The 16,795-nt window shown below is 45.9% G+C and carries 19 protein-coding genes; 16 read left to right on the forward strand and 3 right to left on the reverse strand.

Translation table 11 applies throughout. The features are described from left to right. The first annotated feature begins 61 nt into the window (after positions 1–61). Entirely contained in the window at positions 62–319 is a 258-nt protein-coding gene (locus VLA77_02850) for a DUF397 domain-containing protein (protein ID HSE29497.1), read from the forward strand. A gap of 61 nt (positions 320–380) precedes the next feature. On the opposite strand, the gene VLA77_02855 is transcribed toward VLA77_02850, so the two are convergent. Then, the gene (locus VLA77_02855) at positions 381–1,052 is read right to left on the reverse strand and encodes a glycerophosphodiester phosphodiesterase (protein HSE29498.1); all 672 of its coding nucleotides are present in this window, start codon (positions 1,050–1,052) and stop codon (positions 381–383) included. A 110-nt stretch (positions 1,053–1,162) separates the two neighbouring features. On the opposite strand from VLA77_02855, the gene VLA77_02860 reads away from it, so the two are divergent. The 4 genes from VLA77_02860 to VLA77_02875 all read left to right on the forward strand — a co-directional run bounded on the left by VLA77_02860 (position 1,163) and on the right by VLA77_02875 (position 3,897). Further along, positions 1,163–1,690: an inorganic diphosphatase gene (locus VLA77_02860; GenBank protein ID HSE29499.1), complete on the forward strand. Its 528-nt coding sequence runs from the start codon at positions 1,163–1,165 to the stop codon at positions 1,688–1,690. A gap of 103 nt (positions 1,691–1,793) precedes the next feature. Beyond that, the gene (gene gap, locus VLA77_02865) at positions 1,794–2,810 is read left to right on the forward strand and encodes a type I glyceraldehyde-3-phosphate dehydrogenase (GenBank protein HSE29500.1); all 1,017 of its coding nucleotides are present in this window, start codon (positions 1,794–1,796) and stop codon (positions 2,808–2,810) included. Beyond that, a complete protein-coding gene (locus tag VLA77_02870; protein ID HSE29501.1) occupies positions 2,810–3,259 on the forward strand; it encodes an RpiB/LacA/LacB family sugar-phosphate isomerase in 450 nt (149 codons plus the stop codon). The genes gap and VLA77_02870 overlap by 1 nt, the downstream gene beginning before the upstream one ends. After that, complete coding sequence (locus tag VLA77_02875; protein HSE29502.1) at positions 3,256–3,897, forward strand: hypothetical protein; 642 nt, start codon at positions 3,256–3,258, stop codon at positions 3,895–3,897. The genes VLA77_02870 and VLA77_02875 overlap by 4 nt, the downstream gene beginning before the upstream one ends. A gap of 73 nt (positions 3,898–3,970) precedes the next feature. On the opposite strand, the gene VLA77_02880 is transcribed toward VLA77_02875, so the two are convergent. Then, complete coding sequence (locus VLA77_02880; protein HSE29503.1) at positions 3,971–4,372, reverse strand: hypothetical protein; 402 nt, start codon at positions 4,370–4,372, stop codon at positions 3,971–3,973. A 109-nt stretch (positions 4,373–4,481) separates the two neighbouring features. On the opposite strand from VLA77_02880, the gene VLA77_02885 reads away from it, so the two are divergent. From VLA77_02885 to VLA77_02920, 8 genes are read left to right on the forward strand one after another with little or no spacing between them, the layout of a single operon-like run. Beyond that, positions 4,482–5,363: a transketolase gene (locus VLA77_02885; protein HSE29504.1), complete on the forward strand. Its 882-nt coding sequence runs from the start codon at positions 4,482–4,484 to the stop codon at positions 5,361–5,363. Then, positions 5,363–6,346 (forward strand): transketolase family protein, encoded by a 984-nt coding sequence (locus VLA77_02890; protein ID HSE29505.1) that lies wholly within the window; start codon positions 5,363–5,365, stop codon positions 6,344–6,346. Before VLA77_02885 ends, VLA77_02890 begins: the two co-directional genes overlap by 1 nt. Positions 6,347–6,351: 5 nt before the next feature. After that, on the forward strand, positions 6,352–7,005 hold the full coding sequence (locus tag VLA77_02895; GenBank protein HSE29506.1) for a hypothetical protein: 654 nt from the start codon (positions 6,352–6,354) through the stop codon (positions 7,003–7,005). Continuing rightward, entirely contained in the window at positions 7,002–7,907 is a 906-nt protein-coding gene (locus VLA77_02900; protein ID HSE29507.1) for a class II fructose-bisphosphate aldolase, read from the forward strand. The genes VLA77_02895 and VLA77_02900 overlap by 4 nt, the downstream gene beginning before the upstream one ends. Beyond that, on the forward strand, positions 7,904–8,869 hold the full coding sequence (locus VLA77_02905) for a carbohydrate kinase family protein (GenBank protein ID HSE29508.1): 966 nt from the start codon (positions 7,904–7,906) through the stop codon (positions 8,867–8,869). The genes VLA77_02900 and VLA77_02905 overlap by 4 nt, the downstream gene beginning before the upstream one ends. Beyond that, entirely contained in the window at positions 8,869–10,146 is a 1,278-nt protein-coding gene (locus VLA77_02910) for a hypothetical protein (protein ID HSE29509.1), read from the forward strand. The genes VLA77_02905 and VLA77_02910 overlap by 1 nt, the downstream gene beginning before the upstream one ends. Then, a complete protein-coding gene (locus tag VLA77_02915) occupies positions 10,146–11,123 on the forward strand; it encodes a linear amide C-N hydrolase (protein HSE29510.1) in 978 nt (325 codons plus the stop codon). Before VLA77_02910 ends, VLA77_02915 begins: the two co-directional genes overlap by 1 nt. A 39-nt stretch (positions 11,124–11,162) precedes the next feature. Beyond that, entirely contained in the window at positions 11,163–11,768 is a 606-nt protein-coding gene (locus VLA77_02920; GenBank protein ID HSE29511.1) for a hypothetical protein, read from the forward strand. Positions 11,769–11,976: 208 nt separating this feature from the next. Here the strand turns inward: VLA77_02920 and VLA77_02925 are convergent, their stop codons facing one another. Further along, entirely contained in the window at positions 11,977–12,132 is a 156-nt protein-coding gene (locus tag VLA77_02925) for a hypothetical protein (protein ID HSE29512.1), read from the reverse strand. A gap of 285 nt (positions 12,133–12,417) precedes the next feature. Here VLA77_02925 and uvrB point away from each other — a divergent pair, with 285 nt between their 5' ends. The 3 genes from uvrB to gatA all read left to right on the forward strand — a co-directional run bounded on the left by uvrB (position 12,418) and on the right by gatA (position 16,791). Then, positions 12,418–14,385, forward strand: a complete 1,968-nt coding sequence (gene uvrB / locus VLA77_02930) for an excinuclease ABC subunit UvrB (protein ID HSE29513.1) — start codon at positions 12,418–12,420, stop codon at positions 14,383–14,385. A gap of 703 nt (positions 14,386–15,088) precedes the next feature. After that, the gene (gene gatC, locus VLA77_02935) at positions 15,089–15,379 is read left to right on the forward strand and encodes an Asp-tRNA(Asn)/Glu-tRNA(Gln) amidotransferase subunit GatC (protein ID HSE29514.1); all 291 of its coding nucleotides are present in this window, start codon (positions 15,089–15,091) and stop codon (positions 15,377–15,379) included. Further along, entirely contained in the window at positions 15,376–16,791 is a 1,416-nt protein-coding gene (gene gatA / locus VLA77_02940) for an Asp-tRNA(Asn)/Glu-tRNA(Gln) amidotransferase subunit GatA (GenBank protein HSE29515.1), read from the forward strand. The genes gatC and gatA overlap by 4 nt, the downstream gene beginning before the upstream one ends. Positions 16,792–16,795: the final 4 nt, after the last annotated feature.

A 16,795-nucleotide genomic window follows, 5' to 3' on the forward strand; every position in this document is an offset into this window, starting at 1 on the left:
CTTAGTTGGTATGTAAAAATGGGGTTGCGAGTCCGACCCTCGGACTTCGTGAAGGGAGAAAATGGTGGGTACTCAGGTGCAGGATCCGCTGGCAGGCGGGGTCGAGGTCAAAGGCTTCCGTGTTGACCTCACCCACGCGCAGTGGTACAAGTCGACCCGGAGTGGGCCGAACTGCGACAACTGTGTCGAGGTCGCCTTCGTCGGTGGGGCCATCGCCCTGCGCGACAGCAAGAACCCGACCGGGCCGGCGCTGATCTTCACCCCGGCCGAGTGGGACGCCTTCGTCGAGGGAGCTAAGGACGGCGAGTTCGACATCTGAATCCGCCCTTCAACCCTGACGGCAGCGCGCTCTCATTCGAGCAGCTGCCGTCAGGCAAAACCTAAGCCTTTATTTTGTCGGGCCGGTTTGTAATAATTCCGTCGACACCTATTTTTTTAAGAGACTGGGCGCGGCTAGGTGAATCGATCGTCCAGGCAAAAACAATTAAATTTTTATCCTTAGCTTTGGCCATAACGCGCTTTGTAATCGTTAAATAATTAAAAACGACGGTACTTAGGGGAACCTTTGCTTTTAAAAAGCTGTAAGAGAATGCGCCGTGAATCAAACCGAGTTTAATCTTCGGGTTTAGCTTGTGTACTTTCTCGAGGATTTTTAAATTAAATGAAGTAACTAAAAAATCTTCGTACGCTGCGTCTTTTTTAACTAACCGTTCAATATTTTCAACAACAGCCTCTTCGCAGCCACTACTTTTTATTTCGATATCGGCTTTGGCTTTGGGGTAAATTACATCTAAAGCCTCTTGTAGTGTTGGGATTTTTTGGTCAGCTTTGCCAACGTTTATTAATTTTGAATATGGAGTTTTTTTAATACTATTCCATTTAAAACCGGTACGCAGGGTGTTTGGATCGTGAATTACTACAACTTTGCCGTCTTTTGTGGCGCGAACGTCAAATTCAATCATATCTACGCCGGCTTGTAGTGCAGCCTCAAAGCCCTTGACTGTGTTTTCGGGCGCTATGCCGGCTGCACCTCGGTGGCCAATTATTTGCATACTATTATTATACTACGTAAAAACACGTCCGCGGGACTTTGGCGGGCAGGTACCTCATATTTTACCCTTGCTAAAATCTGGTATAATGTTAAAAAACTAAGGAGTAATAAATGCCTGATTTTAATAAAGTCCTGACCCCGGGTGACGTTAATAGTGGAATGATTAATACTGTGATTGAAATTCCGCAAGGTTCGTTCTTGAAAATCGAATGGAATCGTAAGGTCGCTGGATTTCAGCTTGACCGCGTTGAGCCATCGATCTTTGCAAAGCCAGTAAATTATGGCTTTATTCCGCAGACCCTAGACGAGGACGGCGATGAGCTCGACACTTTGGTTGTTAGCGACGAGCCAATCCCGACTGGCGTTTTTACAGAAGCTAAAATTATTGGTATTTTGAATTTCGAAGACGACGGCGAAGCTGACCATAAAGTTGTATGTGTACCTGCAGATGATCGAAACACTGGCGATTCGATCAATAGCCTTGATGACCTTGGCGCGCGCTGGAAGCAAAAGATCGAGCACCACTTTACCCACTACAAAGATCTAAAAAAACCAGGCTCAACCAAGGTTTTGGGTTGGGGCGACGCCGAAGAAGCTAAAAAAATCATCAACGAGTGTATCGAACGCTTCGGTAAATAATCAGTAAACGACTTTTAAGCTGAAAGAAGGACGCTTTGCTTGAAGTTTTTGCAATCTGGGCTACAATTAATCCAAAGAGGTAACGCTAATTTGGGGGTAGGTTATGAAAATTAGAGTCGCGATCAACGGATTCGGACGGATCGGGCGCACAGCTTTTAAAGTTGCATTAGAGCGCTCAGATATAGAGATTGTTGCAGTCAATGATTTAACAGATGTCAAGACTTTGGGCCATTTACTAAAATACGACAGCACATACGGGGTTTACCAGCATGACGTTAAGGCGTCGGACGGTGGCTTAACTGTGAATGGTCACCATTTTAAGGTTTTAGCCGAAAAAGACCCAGCAAACTTACCTTGGGGAGCACATGGTGTTGATGTTGTGATCGAAAGTACTGGGCTTTTTGTTGATCCATCTAAGGCTAAAGCTCATATCGATCCTGCTGGGGCTAAAAAAGTTGTTATATCGGCGCCGGCCAAGGGCGAAGGTTCGAGCACGATCGTTTTAGGCGTTAACGAGGATGCAATTGCGGAATCTAAAGAAGTTGTAAGTAACGGTAGTTGTACTACAAACTGCGTAACGCCGGTGGCCGCGGTGATGGAAAGTCATTTGGGCGTAGAAAAAGCCATGATGACAACCGTTCATAGTTATACGTCTGACCAACGCTTGCTAGATGCACCGCACAAAGATTTGCGTCGAGCTCGTTCTGCTGCCGAAAATATTGTTCCTACGACAACTGGTGCCGCCAAAGCTGTAGCCGAAGCACTACCTGCGTTTAAAGGAATCTTTGATGGGTTGGCGATTCGTGTTCCAACCCCTGTTGTAAGCTTGAGTGACTTTGTATTTTTGACAAAACGCAACACTACAATAGAGGAAGTCAACGAGATTTTTAAGAAGGCATCCAAGGAGCCTTATTACCAAGGAATTTTGGCGGTCACGGATGAGCCACTGGTTTCAAGTGATCTAAAAGGTAATAGCCACTCGGCTATTGTTGATTTAGGTCTAACGAATGTCGTTGGTGGAAATATGGTTAAGGTCGTTGCATGGTATGACAACGAATGGGGCTACAGTAACCGTTTAGTTGAGCTAGTCGCTGATTTAGGAAAGACGTTACACAAATAATGAAGATTTACTTAGCGTCGGACCATGCTGGTTTTCAGTTGAAAGAAAAAGTTGAGGCGCATTTACTAAAAGCTGGCTATGATGTGGAAGATGTAGGCAACAAACACTTAGATCCAGATGACGATTATCCTCAGTTTGCCTATGCTGCGGCAGCTAAAATTTTAGGCAGCGAGCATGACGACGCCAAGGCGATTCTAATTTGCGGTAGTGGACAAGGTATGTGCATTGCGGCAAACCGTGTGCGTGGGATTAGAGCTGCGCTTTGTTGGGACGAAGCCAGCGCGCGCGAAACCCGCAATGACAACGACAGTAACGTTTTATGTGTACCAGCTCGTGTTTTGCAAACTGATGAAGCTTTTAAAATGATTGATACTTGGATTAAAACCCCATTCTCAAATGCACCACGGCATGCGCGACGGCTGCGTGAAATCGAGGAGCTTTACGGATGATAGCTCCGTGCGTCACTGCTGTTGATGCAGCTCAATATCGTGAGCAAATGGCTCGGATAGCCCCATTCGCTACAAGGATTCACATTGACGTAAGTGATGGGCAATTTGCTCCTATTAAGCTTGTAAATCCAGCTCAAGTCTATTGGCCCGAAGGCGCTTCGGCTGATATTCATTTGATGGTTCGTAATCCTATAGAACACCTCGAAACTTTAATTGGAATGAATCCGAATTTGGTTATTATTCATGCTGAATCCCAGGGCGATTTGCTAGGAATGATCCGTCAGCTTAGGGCGGTGCGCATTAAAACCGGCGTGGCACTTCTGCAACAAACTCTACCAGAGCAGGCCAAAGAATTGGTCGCTGATTGTGATCATATTTTGATTTTTAGTGGAGACTTAGGACATTTCGGCGGCAGCGCAGATCTGAGTTTGCTTAGTAAGATCTCGCAGATTAAATCTATAAACCCCAACGCTGAGGTTGCGTGGGACGGCGGAGCCAGCCTCGAAAATGTCGCACAGCTTAGTGGTGGCGGCGTTGATGTGATAAATGTCGGTGGGGCGATTCAAAAATCAGAAGATCCGGCAGGTGCTTATAAAGCTTTAGTCGAGGCGAGCAAAGTTATTGCGCCTCAAGTTTGATAATTGATTTACGCTCAGGAGTGCGGGTTGGGCGCGAGCATTACGCTCGCGCCCGCCTCCCGCGAAAGCGCAGTCAGCTGATCGTTCGAGCGTTGGTCATCAGACCGTACCCGAGCAGCAGTGTCGCGATGTGGGCGATCAAGGACTCAGCGGCCTTGAGAACCTGTTCGGCGTCACCGGGTCCGGTGTAGCTGTTCTTGAGTAGGTCGACGTCGTAACGGTCGCTGAGCGCACGAAGGATGGTGATGGATCCGTTGGTCATGGCGACCAGCGTCTTCCAGTCCTCTCCGAATGTGAGCTCGAGTACGAAGTTTTTCGAGTCCAGGCTGCCCTGAAGCAGCGCTGCACGGATGACTTCGGGGTTCAGGAGAAGTCGGGGATCGGTGAGATAGTTCACCAATAACCCAACGACTCGCTTGAACGTTTTGACCCGATTGGCATTGCTGCCAGGTTCGAGCTCCAAGATTGCGGCCATTTGCCACTCACTCCTCTCCTGAGCGAAATATATTATATAACTTTTTTTACGTTTATTCAAACATAGTGCTATTCAAAAAATGCGGCAAACAAGTATAATCATAAGCAGTATGAGTCTTACTACTATTCAACTTGAAAAAAAGGCCAACGAGATTCGGATGGATCTTATTAAGATGTTGGTTAAGGCTGGGAGCGGACATTCTGCGGGACCACTGGATTTGGCTGACATTTTTACGGCAATGTATTTTAATATACTAAAACATGACCCTAAAAATCCTGACTGGCAAGATCGTGATTTGCTAATTTTAAGTAATGGTCATTGTGTTCCGGTTCGTTATGTAACGATGGCGCATTCTGGATATTTTCCTAAATCCGAACTTGATACTCTCCGCAAATTCGGTAGTAGATTGCAGGGTCACCCGGAGCGGGTGCGTTTGCCGGGAATGGAGACCACCTCAGGTCCTCTAGGCTCAGGAATCAGTCAGGCGGCAGGAATGGCTCTCGCGCTTAAGACCGAAGCAAAGCGACACAGATGGGTTTATTGTATTGCTAGCGATGGCGAACTGAACGAAGGTAACAGCTGGGAAGGCATAATGTTCGCTGCAAAATACAAGCTGAGTAATTTAATAGTAATAGTTGATCGCAACAATATTCAGATTGACGGTAACACCGAAGATATTATGCCTCTAGAAAATCTCCACGAAAAATGGGAGTCATTTGGCTGGCATGTGCAAGAAATCGACGGACATAATATGGACAGTATTATAGATGCTTGCAGCATGGCGCGCGCCGTTGAAAACCGACCAAGTGTAATTATTGCGCATACGATTCCGGGAAAGGGTGTTGGGTACATGGAGTATGACTATCATTGGCACGGAACACCACCAAATAAATCCGAAATGGCTGGCGCACCTTCAGTTAAGGATCAAGCAAGAGTTGCATTAAACGATTTGCGTACTTTGGGCGGCAGAATTACAGGAGAACACCAATAATGCATTTAGTCAAAAATATCGGCGATAAAGATATAAAACAAGAAGCAAATCGCAAAGGTTTCGGTCGTGGGCTGCTCGAGGCAGGTAGGCAAGACAATAAAATTGTTGCGCTATGTGCCGATCTAACCGAATCTACTCAGATTTTACATTTTGCCGAAGCTTTCCCTGAGAGATATTTTAACGTAGGTGTTGCCGAGCAGAACCTTGTGACGGTGGCGAGTGGTATGGCTGCCATGGGTAAAATACCTTTTGCAAGTAGCTACGCAGCTTTTTGTCCGGGGCGATGCTGGGAACAGATTCGTACAACGATTGCGTTGAATGAACAGCCAGTGAAGCTTATTGGCTCACACGCTGGAATTAGTGTTGGTCCAGACGGAGCGACTCACCAGATGCTAGAAGATATCGCTCTTATGCGAACTATGCCTAATATGGTTGTGGTTGCTCCCTCTGATAGCATCGAGGCCGAGAAAGCCACAAAGGCGATTGCAAAAGTTAATAACGCGGTTTACATGAGATTATCGCGCGCAGATAGTCCAGTTTTTACGACCGAGCAAACACCATTTGAGCTAGGCAAGGCTTATATATATCACGAGGGGGCGGACATCGCGATAATGGCTACGGGGACCATGACTTATCAAGCTCTAGTTGCTGCAAAAGTTTTAAAAGACAGCGGAATTAGTGCCTTGGTTTTACATGTTCCAACTATAAAGCCATTAGACGAAAGTGCTGTAGTTGAGGCTGCGAAAAAATGTGGACGAGTCGTAACGGTAGAAGAGGCTCAGATTGCTGGTGGATTCGGTAGTGCGGTCACCGAACTTTTGAGTGAGTTTTTGCCAATGCCAATTTTACGATTGGGCATGAAAGATCGTTTTGGTGAATCTGGCGAACCAAATGAGTTGCTAGATCATTTCGGTTTGCTGGGCGAACATATTGCTAAGAGCGCAAAACAATGGTGCGAAAGAATGCCTCAGTTCTACAGGTAAAATTTATGCAAAATAACGAGCAAAATAATGATAATTCGCCCATAAAACTACACGGACTGGATCTAAGCACTAAGCCGGGTCTTAATTTGAGCAATAAATCAGAATCTAAACTCAGCGTTGTGCTAATGGGGGCGATTATTTTATTCGGGCTTTCGCTAATTGCCGGTGGGCTTTTTGCTTATTTTTACTTTTTTGCGCCCGATCCGGAGGAGCTGCCGGCCGTCGTTGACCCGCGTAATTCAACAACCGTCGACAAGGTGGAGTGGATCGCCCCACAGATACCGGCTAACTACGTGATTCAAAATCAAAAGACTGACACTTCTGATATTTTCGTCTACCAAGACGATGCTTCGGGTTGTAAGGTTACTACCAAAGTTGAGCCGGTCACCCAGAATAAGGAAAACTCCGGTCAGCCATATTACGTAAGGGATATTGACGCAGTGCATGAGTATGAGTTTGGGTCAGAACCGGTTAGCCAGGATGTAGGCGCTTCTGGTGTGGATATAAGTAAGCTAGAAGGCGTAAATATTTATAAGCAGTTTAATTACCAACTTGCCTCCGTTAGCTATGTGTGCAAGTCGGTTGTTTTGGATGCAAAAAAGGCTGAACTAGAAGAGTTTATAAAACAATTTATGGTTAAAACCGAAAGGGCTACATGAGCATAAAACAAATTCGCGACAACTGTGTAAGAGCTAGGCATTTAATGATGCGGTCGCGTCAACAGCATTTTGCGGTTGGAGCCTTTAATATCGACAACCAAGAAACATTAATTGCGGTTTGTCGAGCTGCTCAGGCCAGAAAATCACCAGTCTTGGTGGAGGTTAGTCAAGGCGAAGTTGACGCGATGGGACTGGAAAATATTCGTGATTTAGTTGATAACTATAAAATTGAGTATGGTCTAGAAATGTATATAAATCTAGATCACAGTCCGAGTGTTGAAGCAGCCAAGATGGGAATTGATGCTGGTTTTGAATTTATTCACATTGATGTGAGCCAAGAACGGCATGACGCCACGGATGAGGAGATCGTCGCCGCAACCAAAGAAGTTGTAAATTACGCAAAATTTACAGGCGCGCTAGTAGAAAGTGAGCCACACTATTTTGCGGGCAGCTCAAATTTGCACACCGAAAAAATCGACTACGATGAGATTAAGAAAACATTCTCTACCCCAGAAGGTGCAAAAACTTTTGTAGATGCAACTGGGATTGATACGTTTGCGGCAGCGATTGGTAATTTGCACGGAAAATATCCTGTTCCAAAGGAATTAGATTTAGAGTTGCTGCAAAAAATTCGCCAGGCAATTAGTTGCAACATTAGTTTGCATGGCGGCAGTGGAACGCCAGGTCACTACTTTACTGAGGCTGCAAAAATTGGTGTAAGCAAAATTAACATAAATTCAGACATGCGCTTTGCCTTTAGAAAAACCTTAGAAAAGGTGCTTGCCGAGAATCCGGATGAATACGCCGTAGTTAAGCTAATGCCCGAGGTTTACAAAGAGGTCCAGAAGGTTGTAGAAGAAAAAATTACCACCTTTGGTTCAGAAGGTAAAATGGTTGTATGATCCCGCGACTGAGGATGTTGTGCATAGGTACGGCAACGCAAGATGTATTTTTGCGTGGCGATATTTTTAAGGGTAAGCGCGAGAACGGCGAAATGTTTGCGCACATCCCTTTGGGTGAAAAACTCGATGTTGATGAAGTAGTTTTTACTACTGGCGGAAACGCGGCCAATGCCTCGGTTACTTTTGCGAGACAAGGATTGGACAGTAATTTTATGGGGGTGATTGGGACTGATCCGGCAGGTGAAGCAGTGCTAAGAGATCTTGACGCGGAATCTGTTGGGACTAGCCATCTGAAACAGAAAGATGATTTTAAAACTGGCTACAGTACTGTGCTTCTTGCGCCAAACGGCGAACGAACTATACTACGAAATCATGGCAACGTGATAAATGCCGATGGATCAGATATTGATCTGGACGCGATCGCGAAAGCCGATTGGTTATATTTATCTTCGCTAGGGTCGATGAGTTTGCTCGAAAAAGTCATCAGTCTTGCGGGCAAAAATGGGGTTCAAGTCGCCATTAATCCCGGCACGATGGAGCTTCGGCAAGCTTCGAAGTTACGCGATATGCTGGCCGATGTTGCGGTTTTGATTACCAACAAAGAAGAAATGCAGGAATTGGTCGAAGGGAAAACTGCCGAAGAGTTGCTGAGGCATGCAGCACAACTTGTGCCGACGGTGTTGATTTCGGATGGTCCGCGAGGCTCAATTGCTACAGATGGTAAAAAAATCGTAAAAGCTGGAATGTATAAGGACGTAAAAGTTGTAGACAGATTAGGCGCGGGCGATGCATTTGGCAGCGGGTTTGTTGCTAAATTTGCCCAAGGCGCTAGTTTGGCCGACGCTGTGGTTTTTGCTAGCGCGAATTCGACGTCTGTTGTTACAAAAATTGGCGCAAAAGCCGGGATCTTACATGCTGGCACAAAACTTAGCAAAATGCCGATACAAGAAAAGGATTTTTAATGTCAAAGTTTTTGAGCGATCTACTAAACGCCAAAGAACCGTTATTTACGAAAAGCCTGGAGCAACTTGAATCTATCTCGCATAAGCAGGGCGTGGACGCCAAACTCGTTGGCGATATTCACATAAAAGCTCGCAATTCTATAAAGGCACTCGGGCTTGATCCGGCCGATACTACAGGTCCCGAGCTGTACCATGCGCTAAACGCAAAAATCAAGACGCACGACGAGCTTTTGGCTAAAAAAATTGGCGGAAATTATAATCAGGCAGTTCAGGATTTGTTGCCATTGATCCGTGACGCAGTGGAAAAAGTAAAAATGCCACGAAATGCCTGGGTGCTTAAAAAAAGTGTAGCCAAAGAAATGCTGCGTAAAAATCCACCAAAAAATATTATGAAACGTTTGGGATACCGGTCGGTAGATAGCATGTTAAAGCGCGAAAACCTGGCCGAAATTTATGGCGCCCTGCGTTTTGCAGAGGACGGCAAGTGGCTTAATAAATTCAATGAAGGTTATAAACATTTAAAGCCTAGCGATTTTGAAACTCGTAAAATCGAGATTGTAATTATGCCCTATGACCGATGGGCAGATGATGCCGAGCCGTTTGTTCATAAAAAACGCCATAATATTACTCACCTAAAAGAGCTTGGCGTGATCTTAATGCTGCCGGTCAAAGTTAAAACTCTACCGGGTATTACAATGTGGGCGCTTTCGCTTTTGGTACATTATACAAACGAGATTAGGCTGTATAGTTCGTTTTTTAAAACCAAGCAAGTTGCACGCAACTTTGGTGATATTTTTGTGGAAACTTTGATTGCAGATCCAGATTTGGGTCCAGTCATGGCTGGTAATAAAATCCACTGGCGAGTGATTCAGCGGTATTTTGGAAAACTAGAAAACGAAAGCCACCCCGAGATTTTTGAACCCCATGTTCAACCCGAAGATTTACATTGGCGAGCTGCCGAAGAAGTTTTGTACCAAATTGAACCAGAGTTGGAGTTCTGGCGAGATCTTGATTACGTTGGATTGATGTTCCCAACAGATGTAAAAGATAGCGACAAAGCAGAGGTCGATCGTAGGACTTGGCGCCCGCTAGCTTTTAACATGCTCGACGTTGCGGCTAACTACTGTAACGAGGTTGCCTACGCAGGGCGAACAATTTACCATTTCCGCGAGAGTTTGTGGAACGAAGTTTTTATCCGTTATATGAGTCAAAAGACCTTGAAGGAACAAATTTTAAAACAGCTCGATAACGAAATGATCGCGCCGGAGGCAATCTAATGTGTACTGTAGCAACTTGGAAAGATAATGGAATCGCCGTCGTCACAGGGCGGAATATGGACTGGAAAGAAGACATGGCCAGTAAGATATGGATTTTGCCAGCCGGCCAGGAACGAAAAGGTTTTAAGGGCGGAAAATCGCTCGACTGGAAAAGTAAATATGGCAGTGTAGTGACAACTTGTTATGACATGGCAAGCGCAGACGGCATGAACGAAAAAGGCCTAAGCATGCATGTACTTTGGTTGGTGGAAAGTGACTACGGTAAACCTAAAGCCGAGCTGCCTAACCTGCTCGTAAGTTTATGGGGCCAGTATTACGTGGACAATTTTGCCACAGTAGCTGAGGCGATTGAATATACCAAGAACAACCCTTTTAATGTTGTTACAATGCCGATGCCGGGTGGTCAAAAAGCTAGCGCTACTGTGCACTTAATCATTAATGACGCCGAGGGCGATATGGCAGTTTTTGAGTACATTGATGGCCAGTTGCATATTTGGACAGGTGAACAGTATTATGTTGCTACAAACTCCCCAACATTCGATAAGCAGCTTGAAGGCTTACCAGAATATGTTGGGTTTGGCGGTCGTAAACAGATTCCAGGCGACACTTCGGCGGCCAGCAGATTTGTAAGAACCGCTTATTACATGAATCAGCTGCAGAAGCCTCAAAGTTTACGAATGACGATTGCTGGAGTAATTTCACTACTCCGCAGCGCGGCGCAACCATATAGTGTTCCAGATCCAACTCAGCCCAACATCTCGCCTACGATTTGGCGTACAGTTTGTGATCATACAAATCTAGCTTACTACTTTGAGAACACAAAAAGTCCATATTTGGTTTGGCTAAATCTCAGTGATTTTTCGTTTAATCCAGGTAGCCCAACGTTAGTATGTGACGTTAGCTCGGATTTTGATCTGCACGGTGATATAAAAGCTGAATTTAAGCCAGCTGAACCTAGCTTTACCACGATTCCTTAACTTGCTCAACCTAGCCATAAGCTTTTATACTAAAAAGCAATGAGTAAATATCAAATCTGTGTTTCAGGGGCGGCTGCTGGTGATACTGTGGAATCTTCCCATATGTTGGCTTACGCCTTGGGTGTAGCTATTGCTGAACAAGGCCACACACTTTTAACTGGGGCAACTAGCGGATTGCCACAGTATGCGGCTCGAGGCGCCAAGGACCAAGGTGGACTATCGGTTGGATTTTCGCCGGCCGGGTCGATTCGCGAACATGTAAAATCCTATAGACTGCCCGTAAAAGAATTTGACTACATAAATTTTACCAACATGGACTACGTTGGTCGCGACACTTACTTGGTGAGATCGAGCGATGCTGTAATCACGGTTGGCGGCAGAAGTGGTAGCTTGCATGAATTTAGCACTGCGATTGAGAGCCACAAAATCTGCGGCATCCTATTAGGTAGTGGCGGTGTGGCGGATTTTATACCAACCTTACTGGATAAAATTCAAATTCACGCAAAAAAAGACGACATTATCTTTGATACTGATCCAGCCCGCCTAATAAAAACAATTATAGCTAGGTTGGACAAGGAGTATGCCGACTTTAAAGACGAAATCAAGAGTCTTGAGGATCGTCCTAAGAAATCTTTGCGCGGGTAATAATAATTGCGGTATGGCGGAGCTCTCGATGAGAGCTCCGCGTGTTGCTAGAGGTCGAACTGAGCTTCCGAATCAGCTGAAGGAGCGGATGATCAGCAGGCCGCCAACCACGATCAGGACTGCCAGACCCATGACGAGCAGTAGGGGCACTGTTCGGATCCAGTCACGTGGGGTCAGCTTCTTTGACCTGGATTCCTTGCTTGCCACGTCACCACCCACCCAAGGTGTAGCCCCAGGCGATGATGCCGATGCTCAGCAGCAGGCCGCAGACGCCACACCACTGGAACGGGTACGTCTGGAGCGAGCCCCAGAGCCAGCTCAGCAGCCGACGCGGGTAGTACAGCACGATCTCGAGACCGGGCATAGTCATGCTCCCATCAGGTTGTGGATCCATCCACCTAAGCTGGCGGCGATCCCTTCGGTCAGGGCGACCGAAATCAACATTGTGATGACGGTCGAGCGGAATGTGCGGAAGGCCCGCATCTGCGCCACCTCCTCGTAGCTAGGCTACTATACCACTTTTAGGTCACATGGTCTATAGTTGAATATGATCAAATTTTAACCAACTTTAAACATCTGTCGGACGGCACCATGCATACCTTAACAGGTTAGCGTTTTTAATGTATTACAGATGTGGTAACATTGTTTTATGACTGGCTCATTTAAGTTAGTTTCTAAATATCAACCGACAGGCGACCAGCCAACTGCTATCGCTCAGCTTGTTGATGGTTTAAAAAACGGCAAAAAAGAGCAAACTCTGCTTGGTGTAACAGGCAGTGGTAAAACGTTCACGATGGCCAATATTGTGGCGCAGCGCCAAGTTCCAACCTTGGTGCTTTGCCATAACAAAACTTTAGCTGCGCAGCTCTATAGCGAGTTTAAGCAGTTCTTTCCCGAGGCCGAAGTTCATTATTTTGTAAGTTACTTTGATTACTATCAGCCTGAGGCGTACATGCCTTCGAGCGATGTTTATATAGAGAAAGACAGTAAGATAAACGAAGAAATCGACCGGTTGCGACACGCCGCAACCAGCGCGCTTTTAACTCGCCGCGATGTTTTGATCGTTGCGAGCGTGAGTTGTATTTACGGTATTGGATCTGTTGAAGATTATGGTCAGATGGCTATTACTGTCAAAAAGGGAGAACAACGTCGTCAGGATAAACTTTTGCGCTGGTTAAGCGATATTCAATATACGCGCAATGATATTGATTTTCATCGCAGTACTTTTAGGGTGCGCGGCGATGTTTTAGACGTGTTTCCGGCTGGCAGTGAGACTGCGTATCGAATTGAATTTTTCGGTGACGAAGTTGACAGGATTACGAATATCGATCCGCTGACAGGGGAAATTATAAAACAGGTTGACCAAGTTACAATCTTTCCGGGAAGTCACTATGTGACGCCACGCGAAAAGCTTAACGTTGCGATCGAAAAAATCCGCAAAGAATCCGAAGAACGGGTTAAACTTTTTGAAAGTCAAGGTAAGCTTCTTGAGGCGCAACGACTACAGCAACGCACTAAGTTCGACCTTGAAATGCTGGAGGAGACAGGGTTTGTAAAAGGCATCGAAAACTATAGCCGTTATTTAACAAATCGCGCGCCAGGCGAACAACCTGCTACTTTGATGGATTACTTTCCTGACGATTTTTTGATGTTTGTGGATGAATCGCACATGACTTTGCCGCAGGTTCGTGGCATGTACAATGGTGACCGCGCCCGCAAAGAAGTTTTAGTGGATTACGGCTTTAGGTTGCCTAGTGCGCTCGATAACCGGCCGCTAACTTTTACGGAGTTTGAGCGCCACGTTAACCAGGTAGTTTACGTTAGTGCAACGCCTGCCGAGTACGAACTAGGTCGCAGTGGCGAACCGGCACAACAAATTATTCGCCCAACCGGATTGCTCGACCCACCAATACAAATCCGCAAAATCGATGGCCAGATCGACGACTTGATTGGCGAAATTAAAGACACTATAGCAAAAAATCAACGTGTTTTAGTTACAACTTTAACTAAGCGTATGGCCGAAGATCTAACCGAATATCTTAGCGATCTGAACATCAAAGCCACCTACGTACATTCAGATGTTGATACTTTAGAACGTAGTGATATTCTGCGAGATTTGCGACTTGGAGTTTACGATGTTTTGGTGGGAATTAACTTGTTGCGCGAAGGTCTGGATTTGCCAGAGGTTAGTTTGGTTGCAATCATGGACGCCGACAAGGAGGGCTTTTTGCGTTCGGCGCCAGCACTTATCCAAACTGTTGGCCGTGCCGCTAGACACGTCGATGGTCGGGTTATTATGTACGCCGATGTCATTACAAAAAGTATTCAGCAAACCCTAGACGAAACCACTCGTCGCCGCAAAATTCAAGATGCCTACAATAAAAAACACGGAATTACTCCGACGGGAGTTAGTAAAGAAATAGAAGAAGGTTTGCGTGCGGTTATTCCTAAAGAAGCCCAAATGGTTAAGCGTGATATTAACAAGATTCCCAAAGAGGAATATGCTCGAGTCATCAAGGATCTTACGGCTGAAATGGATTTAGCCGCTGCGAATTTGCAGTTTGAAACGGCTGCCGAATTACGTGATTTGATAAATGAACTTAAATCAAAACAGTAGTTTAGATCGTTGATATTGTAAACTCTTCTGCTGGTCGTAAAATGTGTCCATCTCACCAAGAGATGCGTTTTAGAGGCTACGATCACCGAGGAGGTGTTTCATGAAGATCATCGCCAAGATTGTGTCGCGCTTCGGTGCGCTGCTCCGGGCCGATTGCACCTGCGCATGCTGGCAGTGTACTGTTCAGTCCTCGCACTGTCGCAACAGGTCCAACGGCTGCGTCTACTGATCCTCTATCTGTCTGGTGGCAGTCTCGTGTATGTTCACGGGGCTGCCACCACGCCTACCAACTTTTAATAATCGAAATTTTATTTTATAATATAGTTGCAACATCGAGACGGGAGCAGTTCGTGGTTTACTTGAAGGGCAAACCGGGAGTGGATTTCGCGGTTTGTGTCTGTGGCTGCAGGGTTTGTTTGCCGCCGATTTTTGGGCGTCAGCCCGAGACACATTGCGCCGAAGCAACTACGGGATGTATGTTTATCGTTCCGAAAGAGGAGGACTCGCAAGAGGCTTACATTCTGCGTCGCACGATCACAGCTCCAACTCGCTAAGCGATCCGCCCTAGGGTCGAGTCAGGGTTGCGCTTTGCTTAAGGCTTAGTGCGCTCAGGCGGTTGTAGGCGCCGCTATATAAAATGCCTACAAAATCACTGAACTTATATCTGTTGACGGCCACCCTAACAGTGGTTATACTAAAGCCAATGAGCAAAATTACTAGCAATGAAGTGCGTAGAATTGCGGCGCTTGCAAAAATTGCAATTACCGACAAAGAAGCCGAGAAATTCACGGATGAATTGGCTTCTATTCTAAAGTATGTAGAGCAGCTCGATTCAGTTGACACCGAAGGACTGGAACCAACATATCAGGTTACGGGCTTGGTTAACGTCAATCGAAAAGATGAGCTCCAAAATTACGGCGTAGATCAACAAGGTTTACTAAAAAATGTTCCTCAAACCAAAGATAACTATATTGAAGTCCCAAAGGTTCTATGATTACAATCCCACAGATTACCGATGCTATTAACAAGAAGAAACTATCGGCTCGTGCTGCCGTTGAACAAGCTCTAAAAAAGTTGCGAGATTCCGCTGAATATAACTTGGTAATTAGCGAATGTGGCGATATGGCCTTAGCTCAAGCCGATGCTATAGATGCTAAAATCGCTGCCGGCGAACAAGTTGGTCGGTTGGCTGGCGTGCCTTTTATCGCCAAGGATAACTTTTTGACTTTTGGCGGCGACACAACTGCGGCCAGTAATATTTTAAAAGGTTTCAAAGCTCCATATCAATCCACCGCAATCGAAAAACTGCAAGCCGAGGGAGCGATTTTAATTGCAAAAGCTAACCTTGATTCCTTTGGTCACGGCGGTAGTACCGAAAACAGCGACTTTGGCGTAACAAAAAATCCTCACGATAAAACTCGGGTAGCTGGCGGTTCGTCTGGCGGCTCTGCAGCGGCAGTAGCTCTGGATATTGTGCCTTTTGCGCTAGGCACTGACACTGGGGGTTCTAGTCGTCAGCCTGCGAGTTTTTGTGGAGTTTATGGAATTAAGCCAACTTACGGAATGGTTTCACGCTATGGGGTTGTGGCTATGGCAAGTAGCACTGACACTGTTGGACTACTTTGCAATACGGCCGAGGATGCCAGCTTGATTTATGACATTATAGCCGGTAAAGATCCGCTGGACTCTACTAGTTTGCCTGACAGGCCTAAGAGTTTTTTGGTAAAAGATAATCCTGTGAAATCGCTTAAAGTCGGAATCATAAAAGAGGCCATGACTGACGTCGTCCAACCCGAAGTTTTAAAAGTTGTTCGCGAGCAAGCCAAACAACTTCAAAAACTAGGTCACGAGGTAACGGAGGTTAGCGTTCCGTCGAGCATTCTAGCACTGGCGGTTTATTATATTGTGGTGCCTGCCGAAGTCAGTAGTAATCTTAGCCGATACGACGGAGTGCGTTACGGTTACAGCGACAAAGATGCCAAAACTCTGGACGAGCTTTATGGTTTGAGTCGCGACCATGGTTTTAACGCCGAGAACAAACGTCGAATTTTAATTGGTACCTATGTGTTAAGTAGTGGTTACATTGACGCCTATTATCGCAAGGCGCAGACTGTTCGTACAAAATTAATTAACGAGTTTGCCGAGCTTTTTGCCGATTATGACGTATTGATCTGCCCGGTCGCTCCAACTACGGCTTTTAAAATTGGTGAAAACACGGCTGACCCGCTACAAATGTACTTAACTGATGTCATGACGGTTAGTCCGAGCTTGGCAGGTTTGCCGGCAATAAGCGTTCCGGCTGGATTTGACGATAATAATTTACCGATAGGGTTGCAGCTAATCGGCGCGCAAAAATCTGATCCGTTATTGCTTAGCTTAGCTGCTCAGCTAAAAGGAGCGAAGTAATGGT

The sequence above is a fragment of the Candidatus Saccharimonadales bacterium genome (assembly GCA_035457485.1).
Taxonomy (GTDB): domain Bacteria; phylum Patescibacteriota; class Saccharimonadia; order Saccharimonadales; family EFPC-124; genus DATIBO01.